This window comes from Sphingomonas sp. BK481, from assembly GCF_014194875.1.
Taxonomy (GTDB): domain Bacteria; phylum Pseudomonadota; class Alphaproteobacteria; order Sphingomonadales; family Sphingomonadaceae; genus Sphingomonas; species Sphingomonas aerolata.
This window is the reverse complement of sequence record NZ_JACIAP010000009.1, coordinates 71,448-95,498: the sequence shown is the minus strand read 5'-3', so window position 1 is coordinate 95,498 and position 24,051 is coordinate 71,448. Positions and strand designations below refer to the sequence as shown.

The following is a 24,051-nucleotide window of genomic DNA, read 5'->3' as shown; positions in this document are numbered from 1 at the left end:
CGTTTGAGGCCGTGCATGCGCCTTGCAGCCTCGGCGACAGTCGTGATCCACGCTCAATCGATGGAGGCTCCACATGTCACCGCAGATTTTGAAACTTTCGGCAATTTCCGGTCTCGCAGCGGCACTTGGCGGTTGCGCGACGTATGGTCCTCCGAGTCGTAATATCGCCTATTTCGCGGTGCCGTGTAACACACCAGGAGCTTTCGTAGCGCAGCCCTTGTCAGCTCCGGACGCGCCTCCAGCCGCGCCGGTCCCAGCGGCCCAGACGCAAGGTGTACGATCTTGCCTGATTGCAGTGCCGGCCCAAAATCTCGCGTATAACGGTCGCTATCGGGGCGGCGGGGGCTCTTACGACCCCTACTATGGCTATCCGGGCTATGGGTCACCCTTTTACGGTTCGGTTGGGATCGGCTTCGGACTCCACGGCGGTGGTTATGGACACGGCGGCGGCTTTGGCCATCGCGGTGGATTCAGCCATGGCGGTGGCGGCGGTCACGGCGGCGGTGGTGGTCACGGCGGTCACGGGGGCCATTGAAGCGCCGATCTGTTCGGGCTTGTTCATGCGGGAAGCTCGGCCGCAGAACCACCATCCAACTTTGCTCAAATGACGACCAATGGGCGTATGCGGAACAGGAATGATCCTGCGTGACACCCGACGTGAGGGACGATCGCCGTGCACGCGTAAACGTGAATAGAGCGCGCGCTAGAGCCGGCTTGGGGGAATGGCTTTATGAGCACGGCAGCTGACGGGTCGACGTCGCAGAACAACGTGGATTGCATCATCATCGGAGGTGGCCCCGCCGGGCTGACGGCCGCGACCTATCTCGGGCGTTTTCTACGCAACTGTGTTGTGATCGACGCGGGGGCGGGCCGCGCAAGTTCGATCCCGCGGTCACACAATCTGCCAGGCTTCCCAGACGGGATTGGTGGTGCGGATCTGCTGTCGCGTATGAAACGGCAGGCGCAGGCGTACGGCGCAACAATCCAGCAGGGCAGGGTGGTTCGCCTGGCGATCGTCGAGGACGGGTTCTCGGTCGCGACGGACACGACAAGCTGGCAGGGCCGTACCGTGATCCTGACGACCGGCGTTCGAAATCACCGGCCCTCGATGCCTCAGGAGACGCACGACGACGCATTGGCGCGCGGCCTGATCCGCTACTGCCCAGTGTGCGATGCTTATGAGGCGAAGGGCACCAATATCGCTGTGCTCGGCTGTGACGATCATGGCGCTGCCGAGGCTGAGTTCCTACGCCCCTACGGCGCACGCGTGACGCTGCTGACGCAACGCTCGCCCGAACTCTCCTGGCCGGACGAGGCGCGGCTAGTTGGGCTCGGTGTCGAAATAATCAAAGAAGCGGTCGATCAAATATCGATCGATGGCGATCAACTCGCGGTTCGACTGGCAGATGGACGCCAGCTCTCGTTCGACACCCTGTATCCTGCGCTTGGCTCTTCACCGCACACGCAACTCGTCGCAGAGATCGGGGTGAAGCTTAGCGAAGGCGGTTGCGTTGTCACCGACGCGCATCAGCAGACCTCGGTTAGCGGTTTGTTCGCGGCGGGCGATGTTGTCGAAAGTCTCGATCAGATCAGTGTCGCAATGGGCCAAGCCGCGCAGGCAGCGACCGCGATCCACAACTTGCTGCGCGGTAGCGGGGACAGGTGACCCTATTGAGATATTTACTGTAAGGGCTAGTCGCGGCGCTCGCACCCCGATCCGGTCAAGTCTCGGGATGCGAACCCAGGTCAATGGCCGCGATAGTTGTCGTGGCCGCTTTGGTAATGCTGGTTATACCCACGATCATACCCATGCTGCTGCTGATAGCCATGCTGGCGAGGGTAGTAGCCATTATTATAATAGCCGTTGCCGGCATTGTAACCATGGCCACCGCCACGATTATACCGATGGCCACCATTGCCACGGTTGTACCCATGGTTGCCATACCCGCCCTGAGAATGACGATCTTGATTCTGCCAACCACCGTGGTTGCGATCCCGGGCGAGCGCCGCACTTGGTGCTAGAACAGCAGCTGTAGATGCAACCAGTGCGGCAGCCGCAAACATTTTGCCAAACATTTCCATTCTCCTCATCGTTCCATTACGTGAGGTCTTGGTAGATCGTCCTGGTTGAAGCAGTTCTGAATGCATCTGTCAGCGACCATTCACGAGAGTTTCAGTGTCGAGACTGTCATCTTGTCTCGCAGAGCCGCACGTGTGAAAGGTGGCGTTGTCGCTACCCCTCACCGGCCCGCTGGGACAGCTGAGTATCAGCTCATTTTCGCTTGCAGCTCGGTGAGCGCCCGCTGATTGTCATCGACCGTCTTCCGAGCCTCTGCCAACACCTCGGCGTTCTTTGTGTGACGCATGATAATCTGTGACATCTCGATCGCGCCGCGGTGGTGAGCGGCCATGCTCTTCATCCATGCCTTGGCGGGATCGGGGTCCATCATTCCCTGCATCATCGCCTGGTTCATGCGGTCCATCGCGGCCGAAAGCTCTTTTTGCGCTGGCCCCATGTTCTGCATGCCCTGCATGCCCTGCATCCCGGGCATCGCCATTCCGCCCATCTGCGAGTGCTGGGCAAGTGCCGGCGTGGCGGCGACGGTCACTGCGGCGATGCTCATCATACCGAGAAGACGGGTCATGCTGGTTCCTTTCTTTGTGGTTCGATCCTCAACGAGCAAGCGGCAGTCCGGTTCACCTGGAGCGGTTTAGGCCGCAATGGTTGCTTGCGATTGTCATGCTTCTGGCCCCCGAGGGCAAACGGCTCGTGGCGCGTATCATCTTGTAGGCACGACGGTTGCACCGCCGCTGCCCTAGGCACGATCGGAGACGTTATGACCAAGATGAAAATCGCCGTGAGGCTCCTTCAGACCGCAGCTGCCATCGGTATCGCCACTGCCGGCATCAGCGTCGCATCGGCGCAGTCAAATGGCGGCTCGATGGCCGGTATGAAGATGGCGCCCGGATCGAAAATGGACATGAAGAGCAAGAAGGCCGCCCCGAAGAAGGCCGCTCATCACAAGGGTGGGCACAAGGCGGCAGCCAAGCACAAGTAAACGTCGATAGCTGCCAGCGGGTTGTCGGGAGCGTTCCTGGCAACCCTCTCGCATCCGTGACGCATGGGCAGGGGCCTTGAATGTGCTCTTGGCAACCGTGGAAAGGCGTTCCGCAGGAGCTTGCGCCCTGGACGGTTCAACTGATGACCTAGGGTAATTCGCTCGTGCTGTTGCAAGCGGAGAAAAGAAGCGGAGAAGCACATGGCTACCGGCCCCGCCAAGCAGGCAACCATCTACCGGATGGTGATGGCGGAACACACGTGCCCTTACGGTCTTAAAGCAAAGAATCTGCTGCGGCGCGAGGGCTACGCGGTCGAGGATCATTGGCTTACGACCCGCGAAGAAACCGATGCCTTCAAGGCGGAGTATGGGGTCAAAACGACCCCCCAGACATTTATCTCTGGCGAGCGAATAGGCGGCTATGACGATCTGCGCCGCTTTTTCGGCAAGACAGTCAGCGACCCCAAAGCCGTCTCCTACCGCCCCGTGATTGCGGTCTTTGCGATGACGGCGCTGATGTCTCTCGCCACGAGCTACGCCGTGTTCGGCACCCCTTTCACGATCCGCGCGGGCGAATGGTTCATTGCTTTTTCGATGTGCGTCCTAGCGCTGCTGAAGCTCCAGAACATCGAGAGCTTTTCCAGTATGTTCCTCGGGTACGATCTGCTCGCCAAACGCTGGGTGCCCTATTCGTACATCTACCCGTTCGCAGAAGGTGGCGCGGGCGTGCTGATGATCGCCGGTGCGCTGACCTGGCTGTCAGTGCCCGTCGCCTTGTTCATTGGCGCCATTGGCGCGGCCTCGGTGTTCAAAGCGGTCTATATCGACAAACGGGAGTTGAAATGCGCCTGCGTGGGCGGGGATAGCAACGTGCCCCTCGGCTTCATCTCGCTGACCGAGAACGTGATGATGGTGGCCATGGCGATGTGGATGGCGCTTGCTCCGGGCATGCTGAAGATGACGGGTTAGAGCCTCGTTCAGATCACTGCCGATGGGCAACAATCCAAAACACCACGAGCAATAAATCACTCAAGACGAGGTAATGCGATGACGCGATCGGCAAAGCGGTTTACGATAATAGTGCTGGGCTTTGTAGCACTGTCGACGGGCTCGCTCGCATTCGCGCATGAGGATCATGACGCGCTGGGCGCAGGTCCCGGGGCGGCCAATAGCGCGGCTCCTGCCAAGGCAGATGATCACATGGCCATGGGTTCGATGACGAGCCTCAACGCGAATATCGCCGGCGACGACATGGCGATGGGCGGCATGCACGACGAGGGCGCCAACAAGAACAAGAGCTTCGGCGAGCGCCTCGTGAGCTGGCTTGGCCGCGTCCATACGATGGTCATCCATTTCCCGATCGCGATGTTCATCGGCGCCTTCGCGGTCGAGCTGTTCGGGCTATGGCGCCAAAATCGCGACTACCAGCGCGCTGCGCACGTCATGCTCGTGGTCGGGGCGCTGGGGGCTATCGTGGCGGCGTTCCTCGGCTGGTTCGCTGGCGGCTTCTATCTATGGGACCGCAATCCGATCCTGATGACCCATCGCTGGCTTGGCACCTCGATCGCGGTATTCGGGATAGGCCTCGCCTACCTGGCTACAGCGCACCGCAGAGCGCCCGATCGATCTCGCACTGCATATTGGGGGCTGCTCGGTTTGATGACGCTGGCGATATCGGTACAGGGGTTCCTGGGGGGCACTTTCATGCATGGCGGCCTCAACCATCTGGCGTTCTAAGGGGAAAAAGATGATGCTTGGACTGAGGGTGGCTGTGGCCACGTCGCTGGTAGTGCCGATTGCGGTCGCTGCGCAGTCTCCGTCGCGCATGGCGGACACAAAGGCCGTGGAAGCGGTGCTGTCTGAGTACAAAGCGGCGATCGAAAAGCTCGACGCGACCGGGACAGAACGTCTCTTCGCGGCCGACTCCCAGATTTTTGAAACGGGCGGATCGGAGGGCACCTATGCGACCTATCTCGCCCATCATCTTGGGCCCGAGCTGGCGGCGTTCAGGTCGTTCAACTTCTCCGACTACAAGGTCAGCGTCCGCTTCGAAGGTCCGGTCGCGCTCGCGACCGAAAGCTATCGCTTCAGGATCGAGCCGAAGACCGGAGCTGTTGCTGAACGTCTTGGCGTCGCCACCAGCGTCTTGAGGCGCGTAGGGAGCAGCTGGAAGATCGTCAGCATGCACAATAGCGGTCGCAAGCCGAAAGGTGCCTGAGCGGTCAGCGTCGTTGATCCCGAAGCTTGCTGGGGATCAACGACGTGGTCTCTACCGCTTCTTTGCTGATTCCGGCGTAGTCGGCTCCGGAGTCGTGCTTGTTGCAGCATTCGTCGGGTGATCGTGTTCGGGGACACCCGCATAATGGTTCATCTGGTCCTCAGAAATGCTCGGCGTTTCATCTTTGGTGCCACACGCCGCTACAGCTAGAGGCAACAAGAGCATGGCCGAGATAACCCGTGTTCTTCTCATGTCACAATGTCCCCGCAATTCATGAATGCGCTGATGACCGCTGCGAGGGGGCGACTCAGAACCATGCACGGATACCTGTTCTCAGCGCCCAGCCCCCCGCATTCTCGCCGTCCAACCGGGCTAACCGGGCGGTCCCGCCAAGCTTGCTCTCGTACACGATCGCGACGTAGGGCGCGAACTTGCGGCTGAATTCATAGCGCGTCTGCACGCCCGTTTCGATGACCGAAAATCCGGACTTCACCCGGCGTCTAGGCGCGTCGTTCAGATAGAAGTCGGTCTCCAGCGTGGGTGCCACGATCAGTCGGTTGGTCATGAGCAGATCGAAACTCTGCTTATACCTGATGCTGACGTCGCCCTTGAAGCCGACGAAAGCATGCACCTGGGTTTCGAGCCGGTACGGCGACAGACCCTGTATACCAAAGACCGCATACCCCCGGCTATCGGGCTTGACGTCGTAGCGCACGCCGCCCTGGACATCGAAATAGGTGAAGACGTTGCGGCTGTAGAGCGCCTGAAACTCCAGCTGCTCGGTCCGCGGGCCATTCTTCTCCCCTTCGCTCTTGTACCAGAACTTGTCCCGGTCGCCTCCGACCCAGCCCTCGGCATCATAATTGCCGACGTTCTTGCCGCGCTGGCGTGAATAGTCCGCCTCGATGCGATTGTAGGTAAAGGTCCGCTCCTCATGACCCATTCCGCCCATCTCGATCTGGCGTTCCATGACGTCTTTTTCCTGCGGTGCAGGCGGACCCGCCGGGACCTCCACGGTCTGAGGTGCGGCCGGCGTGCTTGCCGCTGCCGCAGCTGCGGCAGCCATGATGAACCACATCAATTCGTTCCCGTCCCGTGATCCATCCCAGGCATCGACTGCATTGCAGGCGTGGGCATCCCGTTTGGCTGACTGACCGACGCCACGATAAGCTTCTGCATCATGCCGCTCTCCATATGGTAGAGCAGGTGGCAGTGAAGCGGCCATTCCCCGGCTTCGTCTGCGGTAAGCAGGATCGACTGCGTTTTGCCGGGAGCGATCGTCACGACGTTCTTGTCGGGCAGCCGATCTGCCGACTGCCCGTTTTCGACCTGGAAGAACATCCCGTGCAGGTGCATCGGATGCGCCATCATCGTCTCGTTGACGAAGGTAATGCGAACCCGCTCACCAAATGCAACCTTCATCGGCGGTGCCTCGCCGAACTTGGCGCCGTTAAGCGTCCAGATATAGCGCTCCATGTTGCCCGACACCTTGATGACGATCGTCCGGGTCGGTGCGCGGGTGTCACGCTGCGGGGCCAGTGCTCGCAAGTCTTTTACCGAAAGCACGCGCGCTCCATAAGGAGCGCCTGTGGCCCAGCCGAAGACTCGCCCCGATCCGTCAGTGTCGCCCTCGTCGGCAAGCGATGTCATCGACATGCCCGCCATGCCAGCCATGCTGCCTCCGCCACCACTCATATCCATTCCAGCCATAGACCCGCTACCGCCGGCCATCCCGGCCATCCCGGTATGCTGCATGGGCATGGCCATCTTGCCGCTGCCCATGTCCACGCCGGCCATTGCCTGACTATTGCCGGTCATCCCCGGCATGCCGCCATCGGTCATCGCCATCCCGTCCATGCCAGCCGTCGTGTCGGACCCCATGCCGTAATCGACGCGGGGGAACGGCGTCTCCTTCTTGCCGGATGAGGTCGCCTGGACCGCACTCCCCGATCGCGCAGGGGTGTTGCTGGCCATCATCGATGCACTAGCCATTCCTGGCATCTTCGTGTGGTCTGACGACGCAGGAGCTTTACTACTCATGTCCATGCCCTGCATCGAGCCGCCCGAGTGGTCCATTCCAGCCATAGCCATCGACTTGCTATCGCCCATGTCCATTCCGGCCATGGCGCCCGAGGTGGAATGGCTCGACCCTGCCTTCGAACTGGCTGAAGACTTCGCCGAAGCGCCCGCATTGCCGCTCATGTTCATGCCCGGCATCGAGCCTCCAGATTGGTTCATTCCAGCCATGTCCATCGATTTCCCGCCGCTCATGTCCATGCCGGGCATCGAGCCGCTGGAATGATCCATGCCTGCCATCGGCTTGCCATCGCCGCCCATCGACATGCCCATGCTGCCCATCTCACTCATCAACAAGACCTGGCGCGGACGCGGCGCCGGTGCCGTCACGGCCATCCCTTCCCGAGGCGCAATCGCCGCCAGCACGGACGCTCTGCGGTCAAGCGTCTCCACCCACAGCGGATAGGCCTGGCCTGCCTTGGGCTCGACAATCACGTCGTACGTCTCGGCAACACCAATGCGGAACTCATCGACCGTGACGGGCTCGACGGCCCGACCGTCGGCCGCAACGACGGTCATCGTCAATCCGGGGATTCGAACATCCATGAAGCTCATCGCCGAGCCGTTGATGATCCGAAGCCGCACCTTCTCACCGGGCGTGAACGGAAGGTAAGGTTTGCGGCTGCTCGGCTGCCCGTTCACGAGCAGCGTGTAGTTGCCAACGTCGGCGATATCGGTCGGATCCATCCGCATCTTGTTCCAGGCCGCACGGTCCGCCAAGGTCTTCTTCAAGCCGAATTTCGCAACATCGCGAAACAGCTCGGGCGTGGTTCGCTTGGAGAAATTGTAATATCCCGAATCACCCTTCAGGTTGCGCAATATCCGCTCCGGCGCGGTGCGCGTATGCTCTGAAAGCAGCACGACTTCATCGCGGTCCGCTTTGACCGCGATATCGCTGCCGGCTTTGGGATCGATGATGAACGCCCCGTATTGGCCTTCCTGCTCCTGGGTCGCCGAGTGCGCGTGATACCAATAGGTCCCGGTCTGCCGGAGATTGAAGGTGTAGGTGTAGGTCTCGCCGGGCTTGATGCCGGCAAAGCCATTGAACCCGGGCGCACCGTCCTTCGATCCTGGCACCAGCAGGCCATGCCAGTGGATCGAGGTCGTTTCCTTCAGGTGGTTGGTGACCCGAATAGTCGCAGTCTCACCGTCGGTGAACCGCAACACCGGTGCCGTAATTCCGCCATTGACCGTGATGGCCATATCTTTTCGACCTGGTTCGACCTCAACTTTCTGCCGGTCGAGGACGAGGTCATACGTCCGCGCTTCTGCCGTGCCGGCAAAAAGGATGGTGGTGGCCAGGAGGAAAACAGCTGTCCGACGCATATCGATGCCTTTATGTTAGAAAGTCCTGCCGTATGTTAGAAAGTCCTGCCGTCGCTGAGTTTAATGGTCAGTTCGGGCTCATGCATAAACGACGCGAGCACCCCAAAGGGCGCTTCACATTCTATTACGTGCGGCGCAGCCTGACCCCTCATCCACGTTTCGCACTGGTGCGCGAAGGTGACCGGATAATCGAATTTCGGAAACCTGAATTGCGCGGGCGAAGCGGGCTAGCTGCCCGATGGAGCTGCCCTTTGGCAAGCTTGGCAGCGCGTCACCTGGTGCGCCCGCCCAAACTCTCCAGGAGCTTTGTGCGGGCGCGATATAGCCGGGTCTCCACCGCCTTTTCGCTGATCGACAATATGGCGGCCGTCTCGGCCTGACTGAGCCCTTCGATTGTGCGAAGCACCAAGGGCTCCTTCAATGTGATAGGCAAGGCGGCAATAGCCCTTGCTACTCGATTCAACTCCTGCCGATCGCCGACCGCGTCATCGGGTGCCACCTGATTGTCCCCCACGGCCTCCGCTTCGGCGCCGATCGGCGTAGCCAATGACAGAAAGCGCCGAACAGTTCGCTTCCGTCCCCAGTCACGGCATTTATTGATCGCGATCGTCGATAGCCAGGTGCGCATTGATCGCTCACCGTCGTAGCGGTGCATTGCCTGGTGCGCGGCGATGAACGTCTCCTGCAACAGGTCGAGCGCCTCGTCCGTGTCACCCACACAAGCGCGGATCACCCGGAACACCGGCCGCCGGTTTCGGCGCATGATTTCAGCGAACGCTGTCTCTCGGCCGGCAATACAAAGTGTCGCAAGCTCCGCTTCGGACAGCGTTTTCCAGTCGAGGCTCACCGCCCAGGCTTAATGATGATCGTCGGTGAGCGCCTTGACCACCGCCTGGTCGAACTGGCCGGTCTGGTCGGACCGGAGAAGCTGCCGCATGGCGAATACGTGGGCGAGCGTCGCCTTTTGTAACTCGCCCATAGCGGCGTGGCTCCGATCGACCGCCGCGGCGACGCGGGGGCCGTTACCATGCTCTGTCTCGATCGCCTCGGCCAGCCGCGCATTATCGGCCCTCAGTTCAAGCTCAAAGGCCCGCCGCTGCACCGAGAACCGTTGCTCCAACGCTTCGACGCGGGCCTGCTGGTTCGCGTTTAGCGCCAGTTTGTGATGCAGCACCTCATGCAGTTCATTTCCGGGCTGAATCTGCGAAGGGAGCAGCGCCCGCCCGACGAACACACCGCTGATCGCGGCGATGAAGCACGCAATCACACCTACCGCCAGCCGGGCGCGCCCGTTCATGGAGTTCCGACAAGTAAGGTCGAGGGTGCAAGTGGCGACGTCGGTCCCAAGGGTGACAGGGGTGTCATTGCACGAGCCTCGCGTGCGGGAATGCCTGCGCCAACAATGCCAAACACGAGCGCCGCAGCAACCGTTATCGCCCCCATCCCCATGCTGGCGCTCGCTACAGGCCGCGCAGCGATACGCGCGAGCACCCTGGCTTCTATTCCGTCAATGCTACTCGGCAAGGGCGCCTGCGCCAGCCTGGTCAACATCGCGTCGAGGTCGTCCATGTCGTTCACTCCACCCTCTAGCATAGGTTACGCGAGCGAAGCCCTAACCCCTCATGGTGCCCAGCCGGTGCTAGCGAGCCGCGGGACGTACGAGCGAGACGCTTGCTGGCCGAACCCAATGAGGAAATGTACCCTTTAATAATTTTTCAATTGAGAATAACCGGTATTAACCAATTTCTAATTTATGCGTCGCTACCGTGCCCGATCTGTCTCCACCCACAGAGGCGATCGTGAGCAGCATGTCGATCAACAACATCATGGCCATCCGCAGCGCGGTTCTCGAAAAGAACGCTGCGCTTCGCAACGTCGCGAGCACCCCGCTCTCGTTGACCGGTCCCGGTGCCGCGGGCAAGCCAACCTTTGAAGCCGCAATGAACACTGCGCTTCAGAAAGTCGCGGATCCGAACTCCATCCGGAACGACAATGGCCCCGGGGGAGTGGCGCCGGTCGGAACGGCGCAGCAGGGCGGCTTCGCGTCGACATTCCAGTCCCAGTTGCAAAAAATGAATGCGGTGAATGCGCGGGCCGGCGCTCTGACGGTAGCATATGAGCGGGGGGAGGAAACCGACATCGCCAAGGTGATGCTCGCTCGCCAGGAAGCCTCGATCGGCTTCGAGGCGACGTTGCAAGTGCGCAACAAGCTGCTTTCTGCCTACAAGGATATCATGAGCATGCCGATTTGATGCCATCGCATCTCACGACCAATTTTCGAGCGAGACGCTCTGCGATGAAGCGATCTGAGGGGTAGCCGACGAAGCCGCGTATGAAGGAGAAGGACAACCAACACGAAAGAGACCTCCATGCGTCGCCTACCATTCCTGATCGCTGCTACCGCACTCGTCGCTTTTGCAGGCGCAGCCAATGCCCATCCCAAGCTGCTCTCCGCCAGCCCGGCCGCCAATGCGACCGTAGCGAAGCCCGCACAGATCAAACTCCAGTTCAGCGAGAAGCTGATGCCAGCGTTCTCCAAAGCTGACCTCACGATGGCGGCGATGCCCGGAATGGCAGCAATGAAGATGCCGAGCACTGCGGCGCTTGCGGCAGATGGTCGTACGCTGGTGGTTACGCCCAAGGGGCGGCTGGCCGCTGGGCGGTACACCGTCGACTGGCACATCGTCTCGACCGACACGCACAAGGTCGCTGGCAATTACGCCTTTACGGTAAAGTGAGCCGATGTCTGATTGGTCGCTGATCGGCGTCCGCTTTGCGCTCTATTTTGCGATGGCGGCGCTGTTCGGTTTATCCGCATTCAGCCTTTATGGGCTACGGGCACGCGAGCGCAGCAACGCGCTCGCGCTGCCCCTATGGTTGGTTGGCAGTGCGATCTTGAGCCTGCTGCTTTCAATCGGCTGGCTCGTCCTCATGGCTTCCTCGATGGCCGGAACGCCGCTTTGGCCGCTCGACCAGGAAGCGATTGGCGGGCTGCTCACGGGTTCCGCTATCGGTGCCGCCTGGAAGCTTCGGATGGTTGCGCTCGTTGTGGCTGCTTTTGCTGCGATGTTCGCCGCTCAGCGTAGTCTGTGGCTGTCGGGCGTTATGCTTGCCTCGGGCATAGCCCTTGGAACGCTGCCATGGACCGGACACGGGGCGATGGACGAAGCCGCGATGGGCTGGGTCCACCTCATCGCCGACATTCTCCACCTGATCGCCTCGGGTGCCTGGGTCGGCGCGCTGCTCGGCCTGCTTTTGCTCGTGTCACGTCCGGCTGCTGAGGTCGACGCAGCGCATCTCGGCCTGACGCACCGGGCGCTGCACGGTTTCGGCACGGTCGGGACGATTGTGGTCGCCACGGTCGTAGTTACCGGTCTGGTCAACGCATGGATGCTGGTCGGGATTGACAACGTCGCAGCACTTGCCACGACGCTCTACGGTCAACTCTTGCTCGCCAAACTGGCGCTGTTTGTCTTAATGCTGGGACTGGCCTCGCTCAATCGCTTTCGGCTGACACCAGCGTTCGAGCAGTCGATCGCCAATGCCGATCATCGTGGCGCGCTCGGCGCGCTACGGGGGAGCCTGGCAGCCGAAACCGCCTGTGTCGTCGTCATCCTTGGGCTGGTCGCCTGGCTTGGGACGCTCGCCCCACCTGCCTCGGCGATGTGATGATTGGCCGGGTGGTCTTCCCGACTCCCGGCCTTTCGCACTGATGGATCAATCCATCCTCTTCGACGAGTCGGGCAGGATGCTGGCGGTCTTGGCGCTCATCTGCGTCGTCCTGCTCGTGCCCATGATGATCGTCGGCTTGATCATCAGCATGATTCAGGCCGCTACCTCGGTCAGCGAACAATCGCTGAGCTTCGTGCCAAAGCTCATCGCCCTGGGGGTCTGCCTGCTGGTATTTGGAGGCGCGGCGATCGAACTGCTGACGGAATTTACCGTCGAGCTTTTCGACGTGATCGCTCGGATCGGGCATTAGCAAATCGGTCCTTGACGCGCGGGCGGCGAGCCGCCCGCGCGAGCGGGGATTAGCCCGCCATCTTGTCGCAGGCGTCAGCACACTTGCGGCACGCCGCTACGCAATCCTCCATGCCCTCGAGCCCTTCGCAGCTAGCCGCGCACGCCCGGCAGATCTCGGCGCACTCGCGGCAGATATGCTGGTGATGCGCCGATTTGCGCGCCATGAAGTCGATCGCGACCGCGCAAATCTGCGCGCAGTCGGCCATGATCTTGATATGCTCGGGCGCCGCGTGCTGGCCGCCCATCTCGAGGCAATGGTTCATCGCCATTTGAAGACAGGTCACATGGCAGTCGTGGCAGGCGTCCATACACGCCTTCATGGCGAGGTCGATCTGGTGCATCGGTCTATCTCCGTGTGAGCCCCCGCCTGCTCATAGATACGCGCCCCGCGCGATCATCCCTTGCCGCAATTTCGTCGATCGCGGCAAAGCTACATGGCCCAGCGGCCGAACAGCGTCGCAATGATGACCCCCGCGCCGAGCATGACGAGTGTCAGCACCGTCATCGCGATGATCTGCGGCCTGGTCGCGCGCGAACCTATCGCCATGTCGCTCATCCCCTGCATGGTATCGTGTTCCATGCCGGGCATGGGTGGCGTCGATCGCGGCTCCGCCGCGACCTCGTGCCCGCCATGCCCAAGTGCTCGCACCGTCCCCATGCCGTGCTTCAACCGGACGCCGACAAGCCATAGATTGATCGGATAGGCGACGGCGAAGCCGACGAGCGTCGCCAGCGACATGACGCCCCAAAAGCGAAGCGAGCTGGCGTGCATCGCGGCCATGTCCCGACTCATCAACACCACCATCGTCGGGATCATGCCGGCCATCACGGCATTCATCGACAGCCATTCGGGGATGAACGACATTCGGAGCGCTCGGGCATAGGAGCCGCCCGCCATGTCGCGCATGAACAGCGCCTGGAAGATAAGCAGCCCGAACGCGAAGCCGAACACATACTCCGCGATCACGTCCTGCCACATCGGCAAGCCGAGCGCCGTCGTGATCGCCGCAGCGGCGATGACGCCGGTCGCGTCCCCAGCCATGCAATGAATAGCCGAGCCGAACGCCTGCTTCCAAAGCGGCCGAATGAAGTCTTCATGCCGCTCTGTCGCCGGCTCCTGGCAGGACAGGACATAGGCTGCGGCCATGATCGGTCCGCCATAGAGCGTGACCAACAGCCAACCCCATTTCATCACCTTAAGCTCGGGGTTGTGCATGAAGGCATCCCAGGCGACGTAAGCGACGGAAAGCGCAGTCAGCGCGAACCATACGACCAGCACCGTATCGAGCCAGGGGACCGGGGAAGGCATCATCGTCACGGCAGCTCTCCTCCACTCTAAGAGGATACGCGGCTTCCGTTCCTAACCCTCGCCGGAGGATGTCATGCGAGCTTGCTCGACACCGCCTTGATCGCTTTCAGTCCCGATCCGAACCGGGCTATGGCCTCGCGGTTCTTCTCCAACTCGCTGTAGGGCAGGTAGGATATGTCGAGGTCGGCGACGCGACTGAACGCTGGCCGCTGCAACTGTGCGCGAACGTCCGCCTCGCGGGCGTCGGGTGCGACGAGGAACAGCCCCGCGGTCGCGTGAAGGTCGCTACCGCTGAGCGCAAGGTCGAGCATCCGCACGATCCCCGAATAGATTGAGGTCGAGTGCTCCACCTCGAACGCCGCTGCGACATGATCGCCACCCCGCTCAAGCCACAGCACGTCGATCAGGCGGATGGAGTCCGCCCCTTTGGAGGTTGCGATCGAGGTGGGCAAGCGCTCAAGGCACCCTTGCCCCAACGGCGCGCCGTTGAAGGGTCGGCTACGATCGTTCGATGCGATCCACACGTCATAGCCAAGCGCCAATCCTAGATCACGAAGCCATGCCTGGATTTCAGTATGGGTGCGCTCGTTCTCGCCTTCGCGTAACGCCGCCTTGCTGAGCGTACGCGCTTCCTCGCGCGCCGCCTCAAGCCTTTCCCCCCAACTCGCCAGCGCCGCGCCGCTGCCGTCGAGGGGAGGGGCCGGGTAGCGATCGGAGCCGATGTCGAACAGCAGCCCGCCGATCGCGCCCAGGTCGTTCGATAGCAGGTCGCGGTGCCGATCGTTCAAGTCGAGAACACCGGACCTCATTGCCAGAAAATGTTCCCAGTTCCCGAGCTTCACGTTCGCGCCGGTCAGCGCATTGTAGCCTTTCACGATCGCAGTGTTGAAGGGCGGCACCAGCGTCGGGTGAAGGAAGTAGAGCAGGTTCGCAACCGCCGGCCCAAGGCCCTTGATCTTTAAGCGGTCAATCGTGTGGATATGGCCGATGATCTCCTCGGCCGTGTCGCAACATGAACAGGCGTCAAGCAATCGGCCGAACGCGCGCTGGTTTTCCGGGCTCTCGTAAATATCGGGGATGCGGAGCTTGGGCTTCCACAGGAAGGCGTGATCGGCGCCTTTGAAGATTTGGCGCTGCTCGGCAACGGAATGGACGACAGTTTCGAGCGACGATCCACGGTAGGCGACACCGAACGTACCGCGTTCGATCTCCGCCACCACCTGGCCTATGCCGCGCCGGATCGAGCGGAAGTTCTTCAGTCGCTCATTCCAAAGGAACCAGCTCCGATAGGTTGCGCTCGGATCATCGCGCCATCGTGCAATGAGGCGTCGAACGAGGCCGTCGTGATCTTCATCAATGGTCCGCAAGCTGAGTTGAGCCGCCATTATTCCCCCGTGCGCTCGCCGCTGCGCTGTCACCTGCGGTTTTAGTCCGACGGGTAGATATCTTTTTCCGCGGGAAGGGCAAAGCTGATCCGGGCGTTCACACTCCGGCGCTCCACTCCTCCAGCCCGCTTCCTATAGAAGTGGCAATCGCCGCCATCAGCCGACCATCGCCAATGGCGTGGTCCAATACCTTATCACCATGGCGCTCGGCCTCGCGCAAAACCTCGCTCTCCGGGGGGATACGGGCCAACAGGATGCCCTTACCTCGCCAGCCGCCTGCCCGCATCGCGCGCAGGAGATCAATTCCGTCAACCTTCGGGGTATCGATGTCGATGATGATGCATTGTTGATCGCGCGGGCGGGGATCGGTGAGAAGGGCGACGCATGTGGCATAGGATCGGACGTTGTAACCCAAGGATCGCAGCATAATCTGGCGGGCATGCCTGGTCGCGGAATCACCGTTAACGAGCGAGACACCGACACTGGCGTTGGGGTTCAGGGCGGTCCGAGCGGGCATGCAAATTCCTTGTTGGAATAAGCGATTGCATGTCCGAGTGACTGCGTATGTACGTAGAAGGCGAGGCTACACCGCCTCGCCCAGCCCCGCAGCGAACGCAATGCGCAGCACGTCCGACAAGCTGCGGGCGGAAAGTTTTTCCATAAGGCTTGCCCGGTGGACCTCGACCGTGCGTGTTGCGATACCCAGCTCGAATGCGATCAGCTTGTTCGGCCTGCCGAGCACCATGCCATCGAGGACGTCTCGCTCTCGCGCCGTCAACGCCGCGATTCTAACGACCGCATCGCCAGCCGCCAAATGGTCACGTCCAGTCCGTGCAGCGTGTCTGAGGGCTGCTTCAATGGCGTCGATCAGCACTAGTCGCTCAAAGGGCTTCTCGAGAAATTCGATAGCTCCTGCCTTGATCGCTCGAACCGCCAGGGTCACGTCGCCATGCCCGGTGAGCATGACGACCGGCATCGCAATACCTTGCTGTGAAAGCCTGGCCTGAACCTCCAGGCCGTCGATATCTGGCATCCGGACGTCCAGCAGGACGCAACCTTGGCTTTTCCGGGTGACGGCTTTGAGAAAAGCCGTACCGGCGGGGTACGTTTCCACGGTATATCCGGCCTTGCGTAACAAGAAGCTGATGGATTGCCGGATCGCTTCGTCGTCATCGACGACATGCACGGTTCGTGGGTCATCAATCATTGGCGTCGCCATCGGCGGCTAGCGGCACGCAAAAATGGAACGCCGTGCCGCCAGTGACGACAGCGTCCGCCCAAATACGACCGCCATGCGCTTCGATGATGGTCCGGCAGATCGATAGGCCGAGCCCCATACCGTCCTCCTTGGTGGTCGCGAACGCTTCAAAAAGTCGCTCCCGGACGTCTTCGTCGATGCCGGCACCCGTGTCAGCGACCGTTATTTTCATCCACCCCTTCCGGTCGGGCGCGGTCGCGATGGTCAAATTCTTACAGGTCGTGGTGGCCATTGATTGTATCGCATTGCGGATCAGGTTCACCAGCACCTGCTGGATCTGCACGCGATCGACCATGACGCGATCGCGGCCGGCGGCGATCGTCATCGTAACCGTGATCCCGGCTTCGTGCGCACCGAGCAGGCCAAGGCTAGTCGCCTCTTCCACAAGCGCGTCGAGTTGCTCGATCTGGAAACCGGTGTCGCCGCCCTCCACAAATGCCCTTAGCCGCTTAACGATGGTGCCGGCTCTGAGTGATTGAGCGGTCGCCAGATCGAGTGCCTCAGCAAGCTCGTTGAGCATGGCGTCGTCGGTAACGCCGATCATATCGCGACCCGCCTCAAGGTAGTTCGCGATCGCGGTGAGGGGCTGGTTGATTTCGTGTGCGAGCGTCGAGGCCATCGTGCCCATTGCGCTGACACGGGACACATGGACCAACTCGGACTGAAGCTCTTTCAAGCGTCGTTCGGTCTCGTGTCGTTTGGTTAGGTCTCGAATGAACCCGGTGAATATGCGTTCGCCGGCAATGGAGGCTTCTCCTACGGCGAGTTCGATCGGGAAAGTTTCGCCATTTTTGCGGATGGCCGTTTGCGGCCTCACATGGCCAATCACATGTTTTATCCCGGTTTCCTGGTAGGTCCGGAGATGGGTGTCATGATCGTGCTTCTCCGCATCGGGCATCAACATGGCGACGTTGCGTCCCACAACCTCGGCCTCGACGTAGCCGAACAACTGTTCGGCAGCGGCGCTGAATGAGGAGACGATCCCGCTTTCGTCGATGACGATCATGGCATCGGGCACGGTCGCGAGAATCGAGCGAAGATGCTGTTCGCGCCGCAGGATCGCCGCTTCCGACGCCTTTTGATCCGTGATGTCCCGGATCACCTTGCCAAAGCCGCGAAGCGCGCCTGCATCGTCGCGGAGTGCTGTTATCGTTACGCTGGCGAGGAACTCCGAGCCGTCCTTGCGCACCCGCCAGCTTTCTTCCTCTACACGACCGAGAGCGCTGGCGAGCGCGAGGTCCGCCTGTGGTTTTCCTAGAGCCACGTCTTCCGGGGGATAGAAAATTGAAAAGTCGCGGCCTAGGATCTCTGCCTCGGCCCATCCTTTGATGCGCTCGGCGCCAAGATTCCAGATCGTCACGCGACCCTGCGGGTCTAGCATATAGATCGCGTAGCCGGTCGCGCCGTCGATGAGCAGGCCAAGTTCCTCGGCCATGGCGGAGTTGCTCCGCGCCATTGCCGCAACGGCGTTCGCGTCATTCGGGGGCAGCGCCTCCGTCATGCGAGGCGCGCAGCCCAATTCAATGCGTAGGCAAAGTCGATCAACGCCGCACCTCCGATGGTCTTGAAGGTCGCCGTTCAGCTCCGGCCTATCCGACACTAAGCGCAAATCACAGGCTAGGCCACTTAATCCCCTACCAGGCGGCAAGCTCTCCGGATGCCGAATAAATGTCGCACTCAACGAGGGGTCGGTGCGTGGCCTGCGTATTATCCGATGATGGCGGTGTCATTCCTAGCGGTCCATCTTTGATGGAGTTTGGTTCGCGACCCGCAGCCCCGCCTTTTGGCGGAGCATGTAGTTGCCGCCGCACTGGGCTCCTCGAGACTAAGGATATCGCAATGAAACAACACTTCAGCGCTCGCGCATCGACCATCGGCCTAGCATTTACCGCGATGTTGTTCACTCCAGCGCTTGCCGCTGCGCAAATGGCGCCGGCACCGTCATCGACCCCTGCACCGATGGGTGATGACAAGATGATGCCGATGGGCGACGGACAGATGGAGGGTGGCATGAAGATGCCCGCGAAGAAGCCCGGTTGTTGCGGCATGGGAGGCATGGCCGCCAAGCCAGCGCCGATGCCGATGCCGATGAAGGCTAAGCCGCATAGCCATCGTGCCAAGGCGAAGCCGACAGCGGCGAAGCCCGCTCCGAAGGCGCCGATGGCAAAGCCGATGTCCGACGACATGTGATCCTAGTAGGACTGGCATGAAGACCGGTAGGGCTCCGATAAACCGAGCGAAAAGTTCTTTTCTGCTGGGATTAGCTGCGCTGCTGATGACCACCGGGTCGTCGGCGGCGTTGGCGCAAGTGGCGCCGTCGGAGCACGCGTCGCACCATCCCGGCGCCGCGAGCCCCGGCCCGGCCAGCAATGCCCCTATGTCGGCTGCATCCGCGCCGCCTGCTGGTCCTGCCGGAATGATGGACATGATGAAGCCGTCGCCGGCGGCGATTGGCGCACCGGCGACGGTTGGAGGATGCTGCGGTGCCAGGGGCGGCAAGCCATTCTATCCAGCGATGATGGACTTGCCGGCACTCACGCGCGAAGCCCGACAGGCCATTCGTACTGAGGCAATCGCGCGTTTAGGTTCCGGCGGTCAGATGCTTTCGGCAGGGCAACTCGACCTGCATCATGCCCAATCGAAGAACGACCTCGCCGGCGCGCAAAGCGCGGTCGCTACAACCCGCGAAGGTCTATCGCTGGCCGAGAGTGGCATAAGCGCATTGCAGGCGCTCAACCAGTCGTGGCCGCCACGACGGATCGCATTGACCTGGTTCAAGAACGAGACCGCCATAGCCCCCAACGGAGACATGATAATGGACGGCGGCTTTCGCGATCTTTCATGGCTCCACGTCGCCGCAATGCTGATCCTGGCAGCCGCGCTGGGAACGATGCTGTTCCTGCGCTGGCAGCGCTTGCGACGCATTGGCGCGCTGGCTGATCGTCTCACTCCGAATGGCGATAGCAAACAAACAGCGGGCGTGGCGAGTGGGCCGCTTGGCGGTCAAGGCGTCGCTCCTCCGCCTTCCGCACCTCCCGCGGTACAAAGGCCGTGGAAGGGGGTGCTGAGGATCAAAGCGATCTTCGACGAGACACCAACGGTCAAAACCTTTCGGTTGATGGAGGCCAATCTAGGCCCGTTCCCTTTCGTGTTCCTGCCCGGTCAGTACGCCACGATCACCTCCGAAATCGACGGTCAAAAGGTCCGGCGCTCCTACACGATCTCCTCGGCACCGACGCAGCGGGAGTACATCGAACTGACGGTGAAGCGCGAACAACACGGCCTTGAATCGAGACACCTCCACGATCACGCAAAAACCGGCGATCTGCTTGAAATCACTGCTCCGTCGGGCAAATTCTTTTTTACCGGCGCGGAAGCCAAAGGTATCGTGCTGATTGCCGGGGGGGTGGGCATCACGCCCATGATGAGCGTGCTGCGCGACCTAACTGACCGATCGTATGAGCACCGAGTTCACCTCATCTGCGCTGCCAATTCACCCCAAGATCTGATCTTCCGAGAGGAGATCGCTTATCTGGCGCGGCGCCATCCAAATGTTACGATCGCCTCGATCGTGTCGAAGGCGGATGGGACGGACTGGACGGGTCCGGTAGGGTTCATCACACCCGATTTCATCGTCAAATGCGCGCCGGACATTGCGGAACGCCGGGTTCATCTCTGCGGACCGCCGGCAATGATGGATGCGGTCAAATATGCGCTGGCCCAACTCAAAGTCCCGCCCGATCAAATCAAGACGGAAGACTTTGCGCCGCCAAAGGGCGGTCCGGTTCCCGCGGACGAACCGGAAGAGCCGACGCCGGCAAGCGCAGTCGCTGCGGCACCGACCGGAGCTGGCGCCGCAGCGGTTAGCGCACCTTCGGCTCAGGCTACCGTCGAGTTTTCCACGTCAGGCAAATCGGGAACATTGGCTCCCGACCAGTCTGTGCTCGAAGCGGCCGAAGCGATCGGCGTCGTCATCGACTTTGAATGTCGAGTGGGAACCTGTGGGCGCTGCAAGGTGCCGCTAAGCAAGGGCTCCGTAACGATGGAAGTCGAGGACGCCCTGACCGCCGAGGAGAAGGCCGGCGGAACGATTCTGGCCTGCCAAGCGAAGTCGCCCGGCAATTTGGTCGTGGCGGCCTGAGTGACGGAAGCTGAAAAAGTAACCGTCGGCGGAATCATGACCGCCCTTGTGCTGATCGTTCCTGCGTTTCTGTTCCACGTCGCTCCCCGATTCCCCGGCAGCCTTGCTGGCGGCGTTACCGGAATAGCAGCCGCATTGCTTTTTGTGAGCCTGCTCAGCTATTGGATCGCCAAGCGCATCCCTTGGGTAAAAGAGCGCACCAAGAATACCGTTTCGGTCGGTGTCCTGCTGACGTTCCACGTTTACGCGGGCGCCATCGGCGCGCTGCTCGGCATCGTGCATTCAGGTCATAAGTTCGTAAGCCCGCTTGGCATCGCCCTGGTCGTCTCGATGCTGGTCGTGGTCGGGACCGGCTTCATTGGCCGCTACTATCTCGCCCAGATCGGCGAGGAGCTACGCGACCAGCAAAAGGCGCTCGGCGCTCTTCGCACCCGGTATGACGCGTTGGTCCGTGGCGAGCAGCCGATCGCTCGGTCGGATGCAGGCGATATCGACGAATTGCTCGGCGCGATATCGGACCTTGAATTTCAGCTCAGCGAGCGAGAAACCCTCAAACGCGTTCTGGCGAGGTGGGTAATACTCCACATCGTTTCGGCGATCCTGATGTATGCCCTGCTGATCCTGCACATCTGGAGCGGAATCTATTACGGCCTGCGGTGGCTCGCTTGAAGCTCCCCGGTGCCTTTTACCTCGTCCTGGCGGCTTTGGCGTTGTTCACCGCCATTGCGGTGCCGCTAGCGGTCGGTCGCTTCGGCAGCAACGCTGTTCCCGGTTGGACAGCCGCCGTCAGTCCAGGGCCATTGTCAAAGGCGCACGCATTCATCGGCGACAAATGCGAGAGTTGCCACGTGCCGGCTGGCGGGATTGCGGCCAGCAAGTGTATCACCTGCCATGCCTCTTCCCCTGAGCTTCTAAGCCAACCTGCAACGGCGTTTCACGCCAACATCGGAGAGTGCAGGGGTTGTCACGTCGAGCACAACCCCGCTGCTGCGCGGCCCATCAAGATGGATCATGCGATCTTGGATCAGGTGGCGGCGAAGATCACGGGTCACGAAGGCTCGCTCAACTGCTTCTCCTGTCACGCGACACGCGACAAGCACCAAGGATATTTTGGTCAGGATTGCGCGTCATGCCACGTCGTTAAGACTTGGAAGATCGAGGGATATCTTCATCCCAGTCCCCGGTCGACCAATTGCACCCAGTGCCATAAGGCACCCCCAAGCCACTACATGATGCATTTTTCGATGATGGACAAAACCATCGCAGGGAAGGGCCGCGCGCGCGTCGAGCAATGCTTCGCATGTCATCAGACCGACTCGTTCAATAACATCAAAGGAGTCGGCTGGGTGAAGATGCATTGACACGAAAGGCGCGTCGATTTGGTTCCGGCCATGACACTTGACCATACGACCGCTGTGGTCAGCTCGGTTGCTCACGGGGTTTCGGTAGGCTTTGAGGTTGCTGCCGTGGCGACGATCGTCGCGGTCGCGCTGGGTGCCGTAATGGTGCTGGGCCGGGCTTTGCGGCGCGGTGCAGACTGGACCGACGCGATGCTGTCGTTTCGCACAACCATCGGAAGAGGAGTGCTGCTCGGCCTCGAATTGCTGGTTGCCGCTGACATCATCGGCACGATCGCCGTAACCCCGACGTTCCGTAGCCTCGGCATTCTGGCGCTGATCATCGCAATCCGGACGTTCCTCAGTGCATCGCTATCAGTCGAGATCGAAGGGACACTGCCATGGCGCCGGACCAGGCCCCCAAACTGACCTAGCCCATCGCTGCCATGGTTCGGCAGCTTTTCGCGCAGCTCACGCACGCCGCCACGCACGTCTCCATGCCCGGCATACCGGTACAGGCGCGGATACAAGCCTCGCATATGTCGGCGCATAAACGGCACATCGCCGCGTGATGGGCCGAGCCGCGCGCCATGAAGTCGGCGGTTGTGGCGCAAATCTGCGCACTGTCGAGCATCGCGAGGATCTGCGCGGGAGACGACCGGTGAAGCGCCGGAGCGCGGCGAAGCTCGGTCGCGGTGGTAAGACACACCGTGTGGCACTTCTGACATTCGTCGATACAGGCGCGCATGGCTGCTGCCATCGAGGCCAGCTCACCTGGCCTCGCCGCGCGCGCTCCGGTCCCGCTCGCCATCGCTGTCATAGCGGTGAGACCGACGATGACCGCCCGGCGGTCCGGGTGGGGTATCGACTCAATCGCCATGATCTTCCTTTGCGGTTAGCCAATTAGCGGCTTTTGGCGAGGATCTGACGACATTGGTCATGCGTCAAGTTCATCGAACTTCTGCCCATTCCCTTTTGCTCGCTGTGATCGTGACGGTCATCGGTCCCCATACCGCTTTCCATCTTTTCGCAACTCGCACGTTGCTCTGCCGTCGAAGTCGTGGCGCAGGCACCGAGCAACACAAACGGCAGCGTGCCGGCAAGAAGGAGACGTTTCATAGTCGAATTCCTTGAAGATCGCTCCGGGTCATTCACGCACCGATAGAACCTCAACAACGAGCTAAAAAGACTCGGGATTTACATACCGCGGTGGCTCTTAATTGCAGAGCTTGCCTAGGCCGCTGCGGCAGTTTGCACATGTAGCGTGGGCCGGTCGCTGCCAAGGCAGCGGGCCTAGTTTCCGTCTGCGTAGTTTCCGATCCTTCAATGTGTTCTGACACTCGTCCAAACCAAGGAGGATCTTTGCAAAGCAATCCCGCCCATCCAAGGAATTCTTCATGACCGCACGCCGCTTTTTGATTGCAGCCGCGTTTCTCGCCGCGCCCCTCATGGGCGCAGTGCAGCCCGCCATCGCCGCGCCTGGCATCGGCCACACCTTCTTCATGCGCGGAAGCGTCGTGGATGTGTCGGGCAAGAATCTTGTCGTGTGCATCGGGCGGGCAGACGGCGCCGAAGCCGGTCAGGTTCTCAAAGTCTATCGCAATGTGTCGCGGCCCGGCCCGCGAAGCGGTGCGAGCTTTACGCGGACCGAAATTGGCACCGTCCGCATCGATTCTACCTTGAACGACCATTTTGCGACTGCATCCCCGCTCACTGGCGGCGTGAAGCTGCATGATATCGTCGAGCTCGAACGACCCGTTCGCTAGCCACATCGTGCCTTGAAAAGAGGCACGTCGCTGGTGCTATCGCGAGCGGCTAGTTACCCACTCGCGATGTAGCGACCGTTGAGTATGCCGACCGTCTCTCCTCCAACAGATCGCCAAGGGGAACGGGTCGCGGGCGCGTATCATTTAGGTGGG

30 protein-coding genes are annotated in these 24,051 nt (G+C 61.1%); 15 read left to right on the top strand and 15 right to left on the bottom strand.

What is annotated here, in order from left to right:
• Positions 1 to 382: 382 nt before the first annotated feature.
• A complete protein-coding gene (locus FHY04_RS16455) occupies positions 383 to 562 on the bottom strand; it encodes a hypothetical protein (protein WP_183937220.1) in 180 nt (59 codons plus the stop codon).
• Between the two features lie 168 nt (positions 563 to 730).
• Here FHY04_RS16455 and FHY04_RS16450 point away from each other — a divergent pair, with 168 nt between their 5' ends.
• On the top strand, positions 731 to 1,666 hold the full coding sequence (locus tag FHY04_RS16450) for an NAD(P)/FAD-dependent oxidoreductase (RefSeq protein WP_037527163.1): 936 nt from the start codon (positions 731 to 733) through the stop codon (positions 1,664 to 1,666).
• Between the two features lie 80 nt (positions 1,667 to 1,746).
• Here FHY04_RS16450 and FHY04_RS16445 read toward each other — a convergent pair whose 3' ends face one another.
• Together FHY04_RS16445 and FHY04_RS16440 are read right to left on the bottom strand one after the other, a co-directional pair.
• Positions 1,747 to 2,082, bottom strand: coding sequence for a hypothetical protein (locus FHY04_RS16445; protein ID WP_157840457.1), 336 nt, complete (start codon positions 2,080 to 2,082; stop codon positions 1,747 to 1,749).
• A 185-nt stretch (positions 2,083 to 2,267) separates the two neighbouring features.
• Positions 2,268 to 2,645 carry a DUF305 domain-containing protein gene (locus FHY04_RS16440; RefSeq protein ID WP_221211837.1) on the bottom strand — a complete coding sequence of 126 codons (378 nt, stop codon included), beginning with the start codon at positions 2,643 to 2,645 and terminating at the stop codon, positions 2,268 to 2,270.
• A gap of 192 nt (positions 2,646 to 2,837) precedes the next feature.
• On the opposite strand from FHY04_RS16440, the gene FHY04_RS16435 reads away from it, so the two are divergent.
• The 4 genes from FHY04_RS16435 (at position 2,838) to FHY04_RS16420 (ending at position 5,277) form a co-directional block, all read left to right on the top strand.
• Positions 2,838 to 3,059, top strand: a complete 222-nt coding sequence (locus FHY04_RS16435; RefSeq protein WP_183937219.1) for a hypothetical protein — start codon at positions 2,838 to 2,840, stop codon at positions 3,057 to 3,059.
• A gap of 201 nt (positions 3,060 to 3,260) precedes the next feature.
• Positions 3,261 to 4,028, top strand: coding sequence for a MauE/DoxX family redox-associated membrane protein (locus tag FHY04_RS16430; RefSeq protein ID WP_037527169.1), 768 nt, complete (start codon positions 3,261 to 3,263; stop codon positions 4,026 to 4,028).
• A 111-nt stretch (positions 4,029 to 4,139) separates the two neighbouring features.
• On the top strand, positions 4,140 to 4,796 hold the full coding sequence (locus tag FHY04_RS16425) for a DUF2231 domain-containing protein (RefSeq protein ID WP_311725246.1): 657 nt from the start codon (positions 4,140 to 4,142) through the stop codon (positions 4,794 to 4,796).
• A 10-nt stretch (positions 4,797 to 4,806) separates the two neighbouring features.
• Positions 4,807 to 5,277, top strand: a complete 471-nt coding sequence (locus FHY04_RS16420) for a nuclear transport factor 2 family protein (RefSeq protein WP_037527171.1) — start codon at positions 4,807 to 4,809, stop codon at positions 5,275 to 5,277.
• 307 nt (positions 5,278 to 5,584) lie between these two features.
• Here the strand turns inward: FHY04_RS16420 and FHY04_RS16415 are convergent, their stop codons facing one another.
• From FHY04_RS16415 to FHY04_RS16400, 4 genes are all read right to left on the bottom strand, one after another.
• Complete coding sequence (locus tag FHY04_RS16415; protein ID WP_221211836.1) at positions 5,585 to 6,343, bottom strand: copper resistance protein B; 759 nt, start codon at positions 6,341 to 6,343, stop codon at positions 5,585 to 5,587.
• An 11-nt stretch (positions 6,344 to 6,354) separates the two neighbouring features.
• Complete coding sequence (locus FHY04_RS16410; protein ID WP_183937217.1) at positions 6,355 to 8,679, bottom strand: multicopper oxidase domain-containing protein; 2,325 nt, start codon at positions 8,677 to 8,679, stop codon at positions 6,355 to 6,357.
• A 271-nt stretch (positions 8,680 to 8,950) separates the two neighbouring features.
• Entirely contained in the window at positions 8,951 to 9,526 is a 576-nt protein-coding gene (locus tag FHY04_RS16405) for an RNA polymerase sigma factor (protein WP_037527173.1), read from the bottom strand.
• Positions 9,527 to 9,535: 9 nt separating this feature from the next.
• Positions 9,536 to 9,976: a periplasmic heavy metal sensor gene (locus FHY04_RS16400; protein ID WP_037527177.1), complete on the bottom strand. Its 441-nt coding sequence runs from the start codon at positions 9,974 to 9,976 to the stop codon at positions 9,536 to 9,538.
• 511 nt (positions 9,977 to 10,487) lie between these two features.
• Between FHY04_RS16400 and FHY04_RS16395 the strand changes: the two genes are divergently transcribed.
• From FHY04_RS16395 to FHY04_RS16380, 4 genes are all read left to right on the top strand, one after another.
• Entirely contained in the window at positions 10,488 to 10,931 is a 444-nt protein-coding gene (locus tag FHY04_RS16395) for a flagellar hook-basal body complex protein FliE (RefSeq protein ID WP_260171581.1), read from the top strand.
• Between the two features lie 117 nt (positions 10,932 to 11,048).
• Positions 11,049 to 11,417, top strand: a complete 369-nt coding sequence (copC, locus tag FHY04_RS16390) for a copper homeostasis periplasmic binding protein CopC (protein WP_037527181.1) — start codon at positions 11,049 to 11,051, stop codon at positions 11,415 to 11,417.
• A gap of 4 nt (positions 11,418 to 11,421) precedes the next feature.
• Positions 11,422 to 12,348: a copper homeostasis membrane protein CopD gene (gene copD / locus FHY04_RS16385; RefSeq protein ID WP_037527182.1), complete on the top strand. Its 927-nt coding sequence runs from the start codon at positions 11,422 to 11,424 to the stop codon at positions 12,346 to 12,348.
• A gap of 43 nt (positions 12,349 to 12,391) precedes the next feature.
• Complete coding sequence (locus tag FHY04_RS16380; protein WP_183937216.1) at positions 12,392 to 12,661, top strand: flagellar biosynthetic protein FliQ; 270 nt, start codon at positions 12,392 to 12,394, stop codon at positions 12,659 to 12,661.
• A gap of 49 nt (positions 12,662 to 12,710) precedes the next feature.
• Here FHY04_RS16380 and FHY04_RS16375 read toward each other — a convergent pair whose 3' ends face one another.
• From FHY04_RS16375 to FHY04_RS16350, 6 genes are all read right to left on the bottom strand, one after another.
• Positions 12,711 to 13,043 carry a four-helix bundle copper-binding protein gene (locus FHY04_RS16375; RefSeq protein WP_037527184.1) on the bottom strand — a complete coding sequence of 111 codons (333 nt, stop codon included), beginning with the start codon at positions 13,041 to 13,043 and terminating at the stop codon, positions 12,711 to 12,713.
• An 89-nt stretch (positions 13,044 to 13,132) separates the two neighbouring features.
• On the bottom strand, positions 13,133 to 14,014 hold the full coding sequence (locus tag FHY04_RS16370; protein ID WP_037527313.1) for a DUF4396 domain-containing protein: 882 nt from the start codon (positions 14,012 to 14,014) through the stop codon (positions 13,133 to 13,135).
• Positions 14,015 to 14,082: 68 nt separating this feature from the next.
• Entirely contained in the window at positions 14,083 to 15,396 is a 1,314-nt protein-coding gene (locus FHY04_RS16365; RefSeq protein WP_183937281.1) for a type II restriction endonuclease, read from the bottom strand.
• A gap of 97 nt (positions 15,397 to 15,493) precedes the next feature.
• On the bottom strand, positions 15,494 to 15,913 hold the full coding sequence (locus FHY04_RS16360; protein ID WP_183937215.1) for a histidine kinase: 420 nt from the start codon (positions 15,911 to 15,913) through the stop codon (positions 15,494 to 15,496).
• A 66-nt stretch (positions 15,914 to 15,979) separates the two neighbouring features.
• On the bottom strand, positions 15,980 to 16,600 hold the full coding sequence (locus tag FHY04_RS16355) for a response regulator transcription factor (RefSeq protein WP_183937280.1): 621 nt from the start codon (positions 16,598 to 16,600) through the stop codon (positions 15,980 to 15,982).
• Positions 16,596 to 18,155 carry a PAS domain S-box protein gene (locus FHY04_RS16350; protein ID WP_260171580.1) on the bottom strand — a complete coding sequence of 520 codons (1,560 nt, stop codon included), beginning with the start codon at positions 18,153 to 18,155 and terminating at the stop codon, positions 16,596 to 16,598. Before FHY04_RS16350 ends, FHY04_RS16355 begins: the two co-directional genes overlap by 5 nt.
• 338 nt (positions 18,156 to 18,493) lie before the next feature.
• Between FHY04_RS16350 and FHY04_RS16345 the strand changes: the two genes are divergently transcribed.
• The 5 genes from FHY04_RS16345 (at position 18,494) to FHY04_RS16325 (ending at position 22,561) form a co-directional block, all read left to right on the top strand.
• Positions 18,494 to 18,844 (top strand): hypothetical protein, encoded by a 351-nt coding sequence (locus FHY04_RS16345; RefSeq protein ID WP_183937214.1) that lies wholly within the window; start codon positions 18,494 to 18,496, stop codon positions 18,842 to 18,844.
• Positions 18,845 to 18,860: 16 nt separating this feature from the next.
• A complete protein-coding gene (locus tag FHY04_RS16340) occupies positions 18,861 to 20,795 on the top strand; it encodes an FAD-binding oxidoreductase (protein ID WP_183937213.1) in 1,935 nt (644 codons plus the stop codon).
• A complete protein-coding gene (locus FHY04_RS16335; RefSeq protein WP_037527189.1) occupies positions 20,796 to 21,464 on the top strand; it encodes an iron reductase in 669 nt (222 codons plus the stop codon).
• Positions 21,452 to 22,156, top strand: a complete 705-nt coding sequence (locus FHY04_RS16330; RefSeq protein WP_183937212.1) for a class III cytochrome C family protein — start codon at positions 21,452 to 21,454, stop codon at positions 22,154 to 22,156. Before FHY04_RS16335 ends, FHY04_RS16330 begins: the two co-directional genes overlap by 13 nt.
• A gap of 105 nt (positions 22,157 to 22,261) precedes the next feature.
• Complete coding sequence (locus FHY04_RS16325; RefSeq protein ID WP_052148885.1) at positions 22,262 to 22,561, top strand: DUF1622 domain-containing protein; 300 nt, start codon at positions 22,262 to 22,264, stop codon at positions 22,559 to 22,561.
• A gap of 1 nt (position 22,562) precedes the next feature.
• Here FHY04_RS16325 and FHY04_RS16320 read toward each other — a convergent pair whose 3' ends face one another.
• Positions 22,563 to 22,892: a four-helix bundle copper-binding protein gene (locus tag FHY04_RS16320; RefSeq protein WP_183937211.1), complete on the bottom strand. Its 330-nt coding sequence runs from the start codon at positions 22,890 to 22,892 to the stop codon at positions 22,563 to 22,565.
• A gap of 143 nt (positions 22,893 to 23,035) precedes the next feature.
• Positions 23,036 to 23,251, bottom strand: a complete 216-nt coding sequence (locus FHY04_RS16315) for a hypothetical protein (RefSeq protein WP_183937210.1) — start codon at positions 23,249 to 23,251, stop codon at positions 23,036 to 23,038.
• A 278-nt stretch (positions 23,252 to 23,529) separates the two neighbouring features.
• On the opposite strand from FHY04_RS16315, the gene FHY04_RS16310 reads away from it, so the two are divergent.
• Complete coding sequence (locus tag FHY04_RS16310) at positions 23,530 to 23,898, top strand: hypothetical protein (protein ID WP_183937209.1); 369 nt, start codon at positions 23,530 to 23,532, stop codon at positions 23,896 to 23,898.
• Positions 23,899 to 24,051: the final 153 nt, after the last annotated feature.